Here is a 13,581-nt window from a genome sequence, read left to right as displayed (position 1 = left end):
CCGAGGCCGTCACCAAGGCGTCTCAGCAGGCGGTGCTCGAGATCGCCGAGCGGGCACGGGAGTTGGTCGCGCCCATAGCGATCGACCGTGGCGCGGCGCCTGGTCTGGAGGACATGCTGCGGGCGGTCGGGTCGCTGGGTGAGCATCTGCACTGAGTCCCGCTCAGCCCCGCTCAGTGGGTGAGTCCGGCCATCGCCAGCTGTGACCACGCGGCGGTTACGTCGGTGTGCTCGTCTGTCGAGAACGCCGCTGTAGCGAGTTCGATTGTGGCCGAGTTGGTTTCGGCGGCCATCAGCAGCTCGGCCACGGCAGGGCGGGACGCCGAAGGGCCGAGCACGCCGCACACGATGTCGATCACCGTCTCCGGCGTCCACAGGCCGGGGATGGCCGCGCCGACGGCGGTCGGGTCGGGTGACTGCCCGCTCGACCAATCCTCGCCGTCCCACCAGTAGCAGAACGACAGCTGACCCGTGTACGCGCGGTGGTTCAGCACCGAGCCGTCGAGCCAATCCGGAAGGCCCGCGTAGTACTCCGGCACCTGTGCGCCGTCGTTGTAGGCCGCGTCCAGTTCGGGGGCGTTCCAGATCCCGCCGGACAGCACCGCGCGGTCGCGGGGGAGCAGGTGCAGCGTCGATCCGCTGCCGTCGGTGCCCTCGAAGACCGCTGTGGAGCCGAGGATTCGGGGACCCCACTCGGTGCCGATCGCCACGGCCGCGGCGGCCACCGTCGCCCATCGCGCCCACACCGTCGGCGCGGCGAGGAATCGGACCGGGGTCGCGGGTGCGCGGTCGAGTCGTGCTCGGGTCAGCGCCTGCGGCAACTGCTCCGTGCCGTCGCCGGCCCGCAGCCGACCGGCCAGCCAGACGGGGAGTCGTTCGCGGGGGAAGTGCTCGAGGTCTGCGCGGTAGGCGGCGGTCGGCAGGAGGCGGTCGACCGGGAACGGGGCGTCGCCGTAGCCGAATTCGTAGGTGGGGGCGCCTGTTCGGTTGCGTACCAAGGTGAGGTGCCACCATGCTTGCTCATCCGGCAGTACCGTCACGGCCCGCAACGCTTGTGCCAATTCTGCGGCCTCGGACGGCATTTCGACGGCGATCGGCTCGTCGTCGGCTAAGAACACCGCGTCGCCTGTCACCGCCGCGACCGTCACCGAGAACCCCAGTCGGAGCTGCTGCCACTCCGGTGGTGCTGCGGGCAGCAGCAGATCGGTGATGTCGGTGGCGAGTTGGTCGGCAGCCCGGTGTAGTTCGTCCGCTGATGGAGGGGTGGTGACAGGGGAGGAGAACCGTTCGACGGGAGAGGCGGCAGGTTCGGCAGGCGCAGGCGCGGTGGCGGTGGTTGATAGGGCGGTGGTGGTGGGCACGGGTTCGGCGACGGCTGACGCGCGTGGTGCCGTGGCAAGGGTTGGTTCGGCGGTGGTGGAGGCTGATTCGGGTTCGGCGATGGCAGCTGACGCGCATGGTGCCGGGGCGGTGACTGGTTGGGCGGTCGGGGTGGCGGTGGCGGCTGACGTGGGTGGTGCCGTGGGGGTGGCTGTCGGGCAGGTGGTACTTGCCGAAACGGTTGCGCTGGTAGCGAATTCGGATGTCAACGTGAAGGCGACATCGGGACTCTCCGGCTCGCCCTGTTCCGTATCGAGGGCAGGGTGCGGGGCACTCATCGACGTCGCCTGTCTCTCATCGCTGTTCGGCATCTTCTGGCTCGCCAGACTCGGGCTTGCCGGGCTTGCCGGGCTTGCCGGGCTTGCCGGGCCTGCCGGGCTTGCCGTGTTCGGGCTTGCCGGGCTTGCCGTGTTCGGGCTTGGTGGGTTTGCCGTGTTCGGGCTTGGTGGGTTTGCCGTGTTCGGGCTTGGTGGGTTTGCCGTGTTCGGGCTTGCCGGGCTTGCCGCGTTCGGGTTCGCCGGGCTTGCCGTGTTCGGGCTTGCTGGGCTTGTCGGGCTAGGGCTTGCTGTACTTGTCGTGCTTTTCAGGCTGGGGCCCGCCGGGCTTGTCGGGATCGGGTTCGCCGGGCTTATCGGGCTCGGGCTTGCCAGATTCGTCGGGCTTGGCGGGATCGACCGGCTGATCGGGCTCTGGCTTCGGCTGTTCATGTATTCCTCCCGATAGCCAGAAGTCGTAGGTGGGTGGGGGCAGCGCGGTGAAGGGGTCGGGCATGCCGTGGGCGAGCGGGAGCTTCCTGGACTTCGGCTTCCCGCTCATATAACCGCCGTCGATCATCGAGCGTTCGGTACGGAGGCCGGCGTCGAAGTCGTTGCGCTCCTGCTCGATACGGCGCTCGGTGGCCCCGGACGCCCGCGCCAGCTCGTCGTGGTTCGTCTGTGACAGGTCCACCTCGTTGCGGCGCTGGTCGACCTCGCGCTGTAGCTGCGCGAGCTCCTCGAAGGGGTGTGTCGCACCGGTGCGGGCGGGGGCGGCGGGGTGTGCGGCGCCGGCGGACGCTGCCGCGCGACCGGCGTCCTCGAGCTCGGTCATCGACCGGCGGACATCGGCCGCGGCCTGCTCGCGGGTGCGGATCGCCGTGTCCAGGTCGGTGCTGGCCCTGGTGAGCTGCCGGTCGAGGACGGCCAGGTGCGCGGTCTCGTCCGCGATGGTGCGGTCTTGGGCGCGCAGTGTGCTCTCCAGTTCACCGATCCGCTGCTGGAGCGCGGCCTTCTGCTCGTCGGGCGCGTCGGCGTGCGCGGTGCGCGCCTGGTTCAGCTCGCTTCTGGTCGTCTCTCTGACGGTTTTGGCCTCCGCCAAGGCATCTCGATGCATGGCGCGCTGCGCCACCACGTCGTCCAGTCCTCGCGCCTGCGCGCGCCGGTGCGCCGTGGCGACCTGGGTGTCCGCGTCCCGCAGGGTCGCGATGCGAGATTCGGCCGCGCTCAGTTTGTTTCGGAGTGCGGTCATAGTGGGGTCCTCGCCCCGCGCGGGCCGCTGTGCGCCGCCGGGCTCGAGGTCGATACGGGAGGGGACGCTGTCGCTCGAGTCGGCGTGCGAAGGCGTGCGGTTGTGCGTCGGTCCGATCGGAGCCGTGACGATCTCGGATTCGCCGGCCGGAGTCCGCGGGCCCGAGTTTCGACCTCGGCTTGCGGTCGGGTGGTCTCCGTCGGAGTTCGCGTGGCTCCCCGCCGATTCGAGGGATTCGTTGTCATCCGTCGAACCACGCCGTCCTGGAACGGAATTCGCAGAGGCGTCGCCGTCAGGGTGAGTTCTCGGCGTAGGCGCGGAAACGCGGCCGTGCTCATCGTCGACCTGCGACCGGCGCTGATCGTCGGTGTCCGGCCGGTGCTGATCGTCGGTTTCCGACCGGTGCCGATCGGCGTTCCCGGATCGGTGCCGATCGCCGTTCCCGGATCGGTGTTGCTCGGTGGCGTCCGGCCGGTGTTGCTCGGTGGCGTCCGATCGGTGCTGATCGGCGGTGTCCGGCCGGTGTTGCTCGGTGGCGTCCGATCGGTGCTGATCGGCGGTGTCCGGCCGGTGTTGCTCGGTGGCGTCCGACCGGCTCTGATCGGCGGTGTCCGACCGGCGCTGACTGACGACCGAGCTATGGTCGTCCGCTCCAGGCTGTTCGACCTTCACCCGCTGCCGGCCGTCAGCGTCCAGCCGTGCCTGGATACGCGCCCGAGTCGCGGCATCGGCGTCGACGGCCTCGTTCAGCCGCTGCCTGGTCTGCGCGACATTTTCGAGCGTCGCCAGATCGTCCGGCGCCGCCGCCGCGCGATCCCGCGCCCGGACGTTCGCCAGTTCCGCGTCGAGCACGGCCCGCCGCGCGTCGGCGAGTTCCTTTATCTGGCTGCGCTGTTCGTTGACGTGCGCGTCGCGATTGGCCCGCCGGTTGACGGGTGCGCCCTCCGGCGTGCGCTCGGCGTCGCGCACGGCCGCGCGGTCCTGGGCCCGCGCCGCCTGATACCCGGCATCGTCGCGCCCGCGAATCTCCGAGATCAGCTCCTCGGTGGACTTGAGCGACTGCGGACGACCCGGATTGGCCGGTCCGTCCGCTCCGGGGGTCGAGCGCGCTGAATTGTGCACTGTCGCACCATCTTCGGCCCTGGTCGTCGCGGGCTCGTCGCCGCGCATGCCGATATAGCCGCGCTGCGATCCGATCAGCGAGTTGGCCGACAGCGCCCCGATGAGTCCGATGGTCGGGTCGAACGAACCGGTGAACCCCATGGCGATACCGCCGCCCACCAGGGTCGAGACGACCGTCGGCACCGTGCCGGACGCCAGGCCGAGCCCCGCGCCCCAGAAACCCGCCGTCGGATCCTTGCCCCGGCTGGTCAGGAACTTGGCGCCGTACTTGCTCAGATTGGTCGCGACGAGCGCGCCCGCGTACCAGCCGCCGGTCGAGGCCGCGACCGACATCCCGAACTGGGTGGCGTTGAACTCGTCGCGATGTCCCTTCGACATCTGGATGCCCTGGATCGTCACGTCGAGGCCGCCCGCCCAGATCAGGTTGTTGACCGCCTTGGAGATGAGGAATTGCACTGCGTCGGCGGGCAATTCGGCCAGCGTGCGCGCGGTGGTCGCCCGGAATCCGGCGTTGACGAAGGTCTCGAAGAGTCCGGGCGTCGCCCGCGCGGCGAGCGCCGTCGGCGGTTTCGCGACGAGCCCGGCGATGCGCCCCGGCTCGTCGGTGAGCCTAGGCAGGTACCGCAGCGTCTTCACCAGGTACTCGCCCACATGCGGAATGTTGCCGAGCGCGGTGAGCGCGCGATTGCTCACCCGGTACAGCGTGGCGCGGGTGGCCCCGATGGCGGCGGCCTCGACGGCGGGCGCGGTCGGCGGCCACAGCCACGCGCCGGCGATCTGCGCGGCCAGCATGGTGACCGCGAAGATCGTCATCAGTTTGGTGGCCTCGAGCGTGGTGGCCGCGTTGCGGGTGGAGGCGCCGAGCTGCTGGAAATCCTTGACCAACTGCTCGATCGAGTGGTCGCCGGCCTGCAGCTGATGCAGCGCCGCCGCGATCTGCTCCCGGCCCGCGCCGGAGCCGTAGCCGCTCAGGGTGCGACCCTCGGCCGTCCGAACCACCGGAAGCACTTGTCGCTCCAGGCTTTCCGCGGCGTCGAGCCAGGCCTGGGCCATGGCGAACATGCGGTCTTCGTCGCCGTCCGGCCACACCTGGCCGACGACATAGGTCAGGAAGCGCAGTTCCTCCGGCCAATGCAGGGACATCGGCGTCCGTCAGAACGCGTGGGAATTGCCGAAATCGGCTGCCTCGGCGGCGTTTCCGGCGCGGAGCAGTCCGGTGCCGAATTCGCCGACCGTCCGCACCATATCCCGGCCGCCGCTGAGCAGATTGTTGCGGGAACTGCGGTAACCGCGCTCGCCGTCGGCGAATTCCCGGCCGTAGGAATCCTTGCCCCACGTTTCCGGGCCGTAGGTGTCGATGGTTTCCGAGAGCGTCCGCATAACCGTCTCGAATGCGGACTTCGCCGCCATCAATTCATTGCCGCCCGCGCGTACGTCTTCGGGGGTGACGATGATTGTTTCCGACAAATTACTCGCCTCGCCTTCATCGTGCCCCAGGTTCGGCAAATGCCTATGCCGCTATGTCGTCTACTTGTAGATACCATGATTCCCTTGCGCTGACCAGAGATTCGGCGGAAGGCGCCGGACGTCGACTCTCGATTGACCACGGTTCTCACATGGCGTTCGACAAGCCTGTCGACCTCGCGGCGGTTATCGTGCACAGCCGCGTCCCAGTCGAAGCAGCCTTGCCCGCGCCGCCGTGGCCGGTCCCTCGGGTCAAGTCGAGTCGCGGGGCGTCACCTCCGCTGTGCCATCGGGCAGCCGGGTGAACAGCTCGTCCGGCGGCGCTCGTCCGCGCTGCTCGAGGGGCTGCGGACTGGTCAACTCGCCGGAATAACGCTGCGGCGGAGGATGATTGCGACTAGCAACGTGCCGCTCTTGAATGAGCCGCTGGATAGCGGTATGTTTCTTCTTGCGATGGCATGATCGAGCCACGGGAAGGTCGATAGATGACAGCCCTTAGCCGGCATGGCCTTTCGTCGACCCATGGCGCTCCGAAAGACGCGAACGCCCGCTGCCCCGAGGCGCTGAGACCGTGAACCTGCCCGCACACGCGAGTCACCCCCGGCACCCCCTGGAACTCCACCGCTGACGATGACGTACGACGTGTGTGACGTGACAGGAGCGCGGCGGGCCGACCCCGATGCCCCCGCACGGCAGACCCCGAGAAGTGCCGCGGCACAAGCGGTCTGCCGGAAGCGCCCTCCTGTACGGACGCCGCGATCAGCACACGCGGGCGACGCCGCGCGACCTCGCCGCTGCCATGCGCAAACAGACCCAGTGAAGAACCACCGATGAACAGCACCAACACCTGGAGGAATCCGATGTCCGTCGAAACCCGCGTCGAGAAGGACTCGCTCGGCGAGCTCCGCGTGCCCGCCGAGGCGTACTACGGCGTCCACACGGCGCGGGCGATGGCGAACTTCCGGGTCACCGGCTCGCCGATGAGCACCTACCCCGCTCTGGTAGCCGCGCTGGCCACCGTGAAACAGGCCGCGTGCCAGGCCAATCGCGACCTGGGCCTGCTCGACCGGCGCAGGGCCGACGCCATCGTGGCCGCCTGCGCCGAACTGCGGTCGGGAAACCTGCTCGACCAATTCCCCATCGACCTGATCCAGGGCGGGGCCGGCACCTCGTCGAACATGAACGCCAACGAGGTGATCGCCAACCGCGCGCTGGAACTGCTCGGCTTCGAGCGCGGCGACTACGCCGAGCTCGACCCGTTGACGCACGTCAACCTCGGCCAGTCCACCAACGACGTCTACCCGACCGCCATCAAGCTGGCCCTGGTCGCCCACATCCGAATCCTCAGCGCCGCCCTCGGCGACCTCGCCGACGAATTCCAGCGCAAGGCGGTCGAGTTCGCCGACGTGATCAAGATGGGGCGCACCCAGTTGCAGGACGCGGTGCCGATGACCCTCGGCCAGGAGTTCGGCACCTACGCCACCATGGTCCGCGAGGACCGGGCCCGGCTCGCCGAGGGCGCGATGCTGCTGCTGGAGTGCCACCTCGGGGGCACCGCCATCGGCACCGGCATCAACGGACACCCCGACTATCCGGAACTGGCCTGCCGCTACCTGGCCGAGCTGTCCGGCGAGCCGGTCGTCCGGGCGGCCGACCCGATCGAGGCGACCCAGGACTGCGGCGCCTTCGTCCAGGTCTCGGGGATTCTCAAGCGGGTCGCGGTGAAGCTGTCCAAGATCTGCAACGATCTGCGGCTCGTCTCCTCCGGTCCGGTGGCCGGTCTGCGTGAGATCAATCTGCCTGCGGTACAGGCGGGCTCGTCGATCATGCCCGGCAAGGTGAACCCGGTGATCCCCGAGCTGGTGAACCAGGTGGCCTTCGAGGTGATCGGTAACGACATGACCGTCACCATGGCGGCCGAGGCCGGGCAGCTCCAGCTCAACGCGTTCGAGCCGGTCATCGTCTACAGCATGCTCAAGTCGCTCACCCACCTGAGCGCCGCCGTCGACACCCTCGGCGCGGACTGCGTCGCCGGAATCACCGCCAACCGCGGGCATCTCGCCGAGGGCGTGCACAACTCCATCGGCATCGTCACCGCGCTGTCGCCGCACCTCGGCTACAAGACGTGCGCGCGGGTGGCCGCGCAGGCCCTCGCGACCGGCCAGGCCATCGCCGACATCGTGGTCGCCGAGGGCCTGCTGACCCGCGACCAGGTCGACGAGTTGCTCTCCGTCCGCAGACTGGCGGGGTTGCCGCCGCTGACCGCCGCCGACCCGCACCTCGTCGCGCCGGACCGGGTATTTTGATGTCCGGGGTTGGACATCTGATGTCCGGGGCTGGACAGAGGGCACGTGATGATTGTCGAGATGGACCCGCCCGCGCGGACCACGCGCACGGCGAACACCGGCGCCGAGCCGATGCATCTCGGCCCCCGGCGCCGCCGGATGGTACTGCTTACCCTCTGCGCGGCAGCGGCTTTGATCAGCGGAGACACCGCGTTGCAGACCATCGCGGTGCAGAGCCTGCTCCGGCAGCTCGGACACCGGCCCGACATGGCGATATCGCTGTGGTTGCCCGCGGCGCACGCGGTCGCCTACGTCGCGTTCCTGCTGGTGGGCGGCGCGCTCGCTGATCGACTCGGCGCGAAGCGGGTGATCGTCGGCGGCTTTGTCCTTTATCTAGCCGGCGCGGTGATCCATCTGGTCTGCCCCGATACCCCGCTCGCCTTGCTCGTCGCGCGAACGACCATGGGCGCGGGCGCCGCGGCCATTCTGCCCGCGACGCTGGCGCTGGTCGTGCTCGTCTACGGCGAGGGCAGCGGCCGGGCGCGGGCGGTCACCGCGTGGGCGGGCTGCTCCGCGGCGGGCGTGATGTCGACGCTGCTGTTGACCGCCGTGGTCCTGAACCAGGTGTGGTGGCCGTATGTGATGGCCGGGCTGGCCATGGCGGATGTCGTGGTGCTGATCGGGGTGCTCGCGATCGTGCCCGGCATCCCGGCCGACCCGGCGAGCCCGGTCGACTGGCCCGCCGTCGCCACGACGACGCTCTCGGCCGGGTCGCTCGCGCTCGCGCTGTATCAGGCGCCCAAATGGGGTTGGACCTCTTCGGGTTTCGCGATCGCGCTCGGCGTCGGCGTGGCGCTCGCGGTGGTCGCGGCCGTGATTCGGCGCGGTGGCTCGCTGCCGCACGACTGGCTGGTGAGCGCCGAGCCGCGGGTGCGGCTGGTCATGCTGGCGCTCGGCACCTCGATCGTGGCGATGTTCGGCATGGTGTACCTGGTCATTCAATATCTCCAGGTGCTCGGGGGCCGCGTGCCGGTGGTCGCGGGCCTCGCCCTGTTCCTGCCCGCGTGCGTCGCGACGGCGATCGGCGCGAAAGTCGGTGCGGCACTGCATCGGGCGGGGTGCGTCGTCGCCGCGGTGATCATCGGCTCGACCGCGATCATGGACGGGCTCGCGATCGGCCTGACCGCGGGCGAGCCCGGCGACCTGGCCCCGCTCGTCGCCATGGTGACGGTGACCGGCCTCGGCTGCGCCCTCGTGCTCGGCATCGCGCTGGAGGTGGTGAGCGCCGCGCACGCGGCCTCGCGCACCGGAATCCCTTGGGGCGCACAGCTGATACTCGTGCAGCTGAGCGGGCTGCTCGGGGCGGCGATCGTCGGCGGACTCGTCGACCACGGCTATCGAAACCGCTTCATCGTCCCCGCCGACGTGCTCGCCGTCGGCGGCGCGGGCATCGGTCGCGATCCGGTCGGTGACGGGGTGCGGGCGGTCACGCTCGCGGGCGATCAGCACGGCGTGCCGCTGGCCGTCGCGGTTCGCAACGCCTTTGTCGGCGGATACGGCGACGGATTGCTCGCCACCATCGCGGTCGTCGCCGTTGTCGTGGTCGTCATGCTCGTCGCGAGCGTGCTGTCGAGGAAATCGAACACGGCTCGGTAAATGCCGTAACACGTGTCTCGCTTAATTCGGGACGCGCCTTTCGCATGGCGTTGCGTATTTCTCAACGCGGGATTTCTGCTGCCTTCTGCACGCGCGTTTGCCCAGGTGAGCGCATGCTTACCAGGAAAATCAAGATTATGATAAAACCTCAAGAGCTTCTAAAGATTCTGTGCCTGGGCTTTGTAGTACCTAAGTCGTTGCAAATTCTCTCCGAACGCCGTTGACGAATTCGGAATTGTGTCCATAATTGTCAGGCGAAGACTTACCGAAAGGCCGGATCTGCCATGCGGAATACCGAATTCAGCAGCACCGCCCAGCGCGCCGGCGGACGGGCGGGCGCGGCGCGACGGGCCTCGTCCCGGACGTCGGCCGAGGAGGCGCTGGCGCGGGTACGGGCCGAGCGGGCGCAGCTCGAGCAGGGCAGGCTGTTCCGGGCGACGCTGCTGGAGGAGGCCGAGCAGCTGCACGAGGAGCTCGGCGCGCTGCATGAGGAGCTCAGGGAGATCTATCGCCAGCTGAGCGGTCTGCGCAAGCGGTTCCCCAGCCTGCCGCCCGCCCCGCGCATGGCCGGCTACCCGCCGATGGCTCTCGCGCCCATGCCCGCGAACAACGCACGGACGGCCGCGCCCCAAGCCACGGCATGACGTAACGGCCGAGTTGGCTCGAGCCTGCGGTACCCTCACTTACCGGTCGGATTGACCTTGGGTTGCGGGAAAGGGCCGGGTTGCTACGTGTCGTGGTCGTGGAAGACGATGTTGGGGTGGCCGAGGCCGTCATCGACGGACTGCGCGCGCATGGTTTCGGCGCCGTCGACCACCTGTCCCACGGGCTCGACCTGCTGACCTCCTACACCTCCTACGACGCGGTCATCCTCGACCTCGGCCTGCCCGATCTCAACGGTTATCTCGTGCTGCGCCAGTTGCGCAAGGTCAGCGACGTTCCCGTCGTCGTGCTCACCGCCGAGGACGACGAGTACTCCGCCGTGTCCTGCCTGCGCGCCGGCGCGGACGACTACATCATCAAACCGCCGCGGGTCGGCGAGCTGGCCGCCCGGCTCGAATCCATCGTGCGCCGCTGCCGGACAACCGAATCCGGCCCCGAAGTCGTGCTCGCCGGGGACGTCAAGGTGGATCTCGCGGCGCGCTCGGTCGAGGTCGCCGGGGCGCCGATAGCGTTGACGCAGAAGGAGTTCGCCGTCGCCAGGGTGCTGGCCGAGCACGCGGGCGTCGCGGTGGGGCGCGACAAGATCATGACCGAGGTCTGGGGCGAGAAGACCCCCTCGACCTCTCGTTCACTAGATGTTCACATGGGGGCGTTGCGGGCCAAGCTGAACCGACCGGGATTGATCATCACGATCCACGGCTTCGGCTACCGCTGGTCCCGCTGAGCAGGCCGCCGCGTGCGCGCCCGGCTGGTCACCGCCTTCACCGCCTTGGCGGCCCTGTGCATGATCTGCTTCGCCGTCGGCATCGGCGGTGAGCTGGCCGCGAGCCGCACCCGCGGCCTGGTGATCGAGCGCGTCCAGGACGCCCATCGATTCGGTGTCCTCGCCGCGACGGATCCGGCGCACCTGTGCGAGGAGGCGCAGCGCTACCGCGACGGCACCGGCAACGGCGTCCTCGTGCGCGCCGCCGACGACACGGTGCTGTGCGCGGTGGGAATGGACGGCCAAGACGAGCGGGTACGCGCGGCGACCCAGGCACGCCACTGGCTCGAACTGCCCCGCTCGCTCTATCCGTGGAACACCGAGCCGATGCTGGTCGCGCAGCCGATCGGCACGCCACCGCAGGCGGGCGGCGTCGTGGTGATCGCCGTCTCGACGTCGGTGACCCGCACCCAGATCCTCGTCCGCTGGACCCAATTGGCCTGCGGCACCGCGACGGCGCTGCTCGTGTTCTCCGGGCTGGCGCTGCTGGTGTCGGGTTGGATCCTGCGCCCGGTGTCCGGCCTGCTGCGCGAGGTCGACGCGCTCACCTCGACCCTGCCCGCCCACCGCGTTCCGCCCCGGCGGCCGCCGATGAGCGGGGGGCCGCCCGAGATCCTGCAGCTGGCCGCCGGGGTCGAGTCGGTGACGCGCGCGGTGGCCGCGCTGGCCGCCGCCGAGCGCAGGCACGTCGTCGACACGGCGCACTCGCTGCGCAATCCGCTTGCGGCGCTGGCGGTTCGGCTCCAGGCCCTGCAGCCCATGCTCGCGGCCGACCGCGCCGCCGACACCTTCGTCAGCGTGGTGAGCGAGGTGGATCGGCTGACCGAGCTGCTGGACGGGTTGCTCGCCAGCGCGGTCGCCGACGCCGAGGAGGGGGAGCGGACCGGCGCGGACGCCGCTAGCCCCGCCGGATGCGATGCCGTGCGGGTGGCCGCGGACCGCGTCGCCGCCTGGCACGCCGCCTTCGTCCGCGCGGACCTCACCCTGACCTTCGAGCCGCTGGTCGACGCCGCGCGAGCAAACCTTCCCGGCAGCGTCCTCGCCCAGATTCTCGATGTGGCACTGAGCAATTCGGCCCGCTACGCCGGGGCGGGCGCGAGCACCACGGTATCGGTCGACCGGGAGGCGGAGTCGGTGGTCGTCGCGGTCGCCGACACCGGCGTCGGCGTCTCGCCGGAGGAGATCGACCTGCTCACCACGAGGTTCTTCCGCGGCGCGGCGGCCGCGTCCGGCGGCTCCGGGCTCGGCCTGCCGATCGCCGCCACCCTGGCGGCGCAGCACGACGGCCTGCTGTTCGTCGAGTCGGCGCAGCCGCACGGCTTGGTGGTGACGGTCAGCCTGCCCGCCGCCGACCTTACATCCGGGTGAACTGCTGAACCGACGGTGAACACTCCCGTTCCGGCACGCGACCGCGCGACCCCACTCGCCACGATGGGTGCGTGGCGCGCGGGCCCTCTTTCCCCGCGCCGCCGCCTCCGCAGTCCGAGGGTCGCGACCGCAACCCGCAACCCTCGGGTGCTGAATGCCGCAGCAGGACAACGAGTAAGGGATCGGGATGGCACCGCAGCCGAACAACACGGTTCGGGTCGACCCCGACGCACTGATCGACAAGGGCAAGAAACTGGCGGAGCTGCCCGGCGCGCCCAACGGGCTCTTCGAGATCCTCACCAAGCTGAGCGGCAACCTGCAACGCCTCGGCGAGCCCTGGGGCGACGACAAATTGGGCAAGCAATTTGCCGAGGGCAAAGAGGGTTACCTGTCGGCGAAGGACGCGGTGGTCGGCAACGGCAGCACCGGGCCCGACGCCTCCGGCGCGGTGCCGGTGTACGCGCAGCTGCTGGTGAACTACGGCCGCACGCTCGAGGAGGCCGGTAAGGCGTTCGCGGGCGGGGAGGATCTGTTCGCCGAGTGGATGTTGAAGAACTACATCGATGAGGACGCCAAAGGCAATCAGGGGCCGTACAAGGGGCCGGTGAGCTCCGACCCGAACCACGGGAAAACCGGTGAGAACAGTGGGAACAACGGGCCGACGGGGCCGCCGGTGCCGCCGCCGGGCGGGTACCAGGGGCCGGGCGGCGGTCCGGAGATCAAGAATCCGAGCGGTGGGGAGACCGGCGCGGGCGGGCCGGGGCCCGGTGTCGGCGGCATGAGTTCCGGCGGGCCCGGCACAGGTGGGCCCGGTGCCTTCAGCGGTCCGCCGGTCGCGAACTACTCCGCCATGGGCGCGTCCGGTCCCGCGTCGCCGTTCGCGTCGAAGTCCGGTTCTCTGCCAGGGGATTTCGAGGGTCTGCCCCGTGGTCTAGGTGCGTTGCCCGGGGGCGTCGACGCCTCGTTGAACCCCGGTCTGCCCGGCGTGCTCGGGCCGAACGCGTACAAACCCATCGACCCGATAACCGGTGCGCCGCTGGATAAGTCAGGTGCTCCCGGCGTCGGCGGCAAGGGCGGCGGGCCGGGTGGCACGCTCCCGTCGCTGCGGTCGGTCTCGGCCTTCGACGGTGAGAAACTGGCGAACAAGAACGGGCAGCCCGGCAGCCAGACCCGCGCCGGCGTGCCCGGCAGCGGGATGATGCCCGGCACGCCGGGCGGAATGCCGCCGGGCGGCCAAGGCGGCGCGCCGGGCGACGGCAAGGAGAAGCGGCGCGAGCGGCGAAGGCCCTCGCCGCAGGTGGACGAGCAGGTGGAGACGTCCGAGGTGGGCAATCCGTGGCAGCGCTCCGGCTGGCGAACGGGTGATCGGTAGCAG

9 protein-coding genes are annotated in these 13,581 nt (G+C 69.8%); 6 read left to right on the top strand and 3 right to left on the bottom strand.

Annotated features, from left to right (window positions below; genetic code table 11):
• Positions 1-172: 172 nt before the first annotated feature.
• The 3 genes from ON39_RS05230 to ON39_RS05220 form a co-directional block, all read right to left on the bottom strand.
• Positions 173-1,132 carry a hypothetical protein gene (locus ON39_RS05230; RefSeq protein ID WP_146251218.1) on the bottom strand — a complete coding sequence of 320 codons (960 nt, stop codon included), beginning with the start codon at positions 1,130-1,132 and terminating at the stop codon, positions 173-175.
• Between the two features lie 802 nt (positions 1,133-1,934).
• Positions 1,935-5,150 carry a WXG100-like domain-containing protein gene (locus ON39_RS05225; protein ID WP_040731615.1) on the bottom strand — a complete coding sequence of 1,072 codons (3,216 nt, stop codon included), beginning with the start codon at positions 5,148-5,150 and terminating at the stop codon, positions 1,935-1,937.
• Positions 5,151-5,159: 9 nt separating this feature from the next.
• Positions 5,160-5,474, bottom strand: coding sequence for a hypothetical protein (locus ON39_RS05220; RefSeq protein ID WP_040731613.1), 315 nt, complete (start codon positions 5,472-5,474; stop codon positions 5,160-5,162).
• Between the two features lie 857 nt (positions 5,475-6,331).
• On the opposite strand from ON39_RS05220, the gene ON39_RS05215 reads away from it, so the two are divergent.
• From ON39_RS05215 to ON39_RS48100, 6 genes are all read left to right on the top strand, one after another.
• The gene (locus tag ON39_RS05215) at positions 6,332-7,777 is read left to right on the top strand and encodes an aspartate ammonia-lyase (RefSeq protein ID WP_051186316.1); all 1,446 of its coding nucleotides are present in this window, start codon (positions 6,332-6,334) and stop codon (positions 7,775-7,777) included.
• A 48-nt stretch (positions 7,778-7,825) separates the two neighbouring features.
• Complete coding sequence (locus tag ON39_RS05210; protein ID WP_040731611.1) at positions 7,826-9,412, top strand: MFS transporter; 1,587 nt, start codon at positions 7,826-7,828, stop codon at positions 9,410-9,412.
• 284 nt (positions 9,413-9,696) lie between these two features.
• Positions 9,697-10,056: a hypothetical protein gene (locus ON39_RS05205; RefSeq protein WP_040731610.1), complete on the top strand. Its 360-nt coding sequence runs from the start codon at positions 9,697-9,699 to the stop codon at positions 10,054-10,056.
• 98 nt (positions 10,057-10,154) lie between these two features.
• Entirely contained in the window at positions 10,155-10,799 is a 645-nt protein-coding gene (locus tag ON39_RS05200) for a response regulator transcription factor (protein WP_246003027.1), read from the top strand.
• A gap of 12 nt (positions 10,800-10,811) precedes the next feature.
• On the top strand, positions 10,812-12,206 hold the full coding sequence (locus tag ON39_RS05195; RefSeq protein ID WP_040731604.1) for a sensor histidine kinase: 1,395 nt from the start codon (positions 10,812-10,814) through the stop codon (positions 12,204-12,206).
• Positions 12,207-12,393: 187 nt separating this feature from the next.
• Positions 12,394-13,578 (top strand): hypothetical protein, encoded by a 1,185-nt coding sequence (locus ON39_RS48100; protein ID WP_040731600.1) that lies wholly within the window; start codon positions 12,394-12,396, stop codon positions 13,576-13,578.
• The last annotated feature ends 3 nt before the right edge of the window (positions 13,579-13,581 follow it).

This window comes from Nocardia tenerifensis NBRC 101015 (assembly GCF_000308715.1).
Taxonomy (GTDB): domain Bacteria; phylum Actinomycetota; class Actinomycetes; order Mycobacteriales; family Mycobacteriaceae; genus Nocardia; species Nocardia tenerifensis.
The sequence above is the reverse complement of the archived record's forward strand: the minus strand, read 5'-3'. Positions and strand labels throughout refer to the sequence as shown.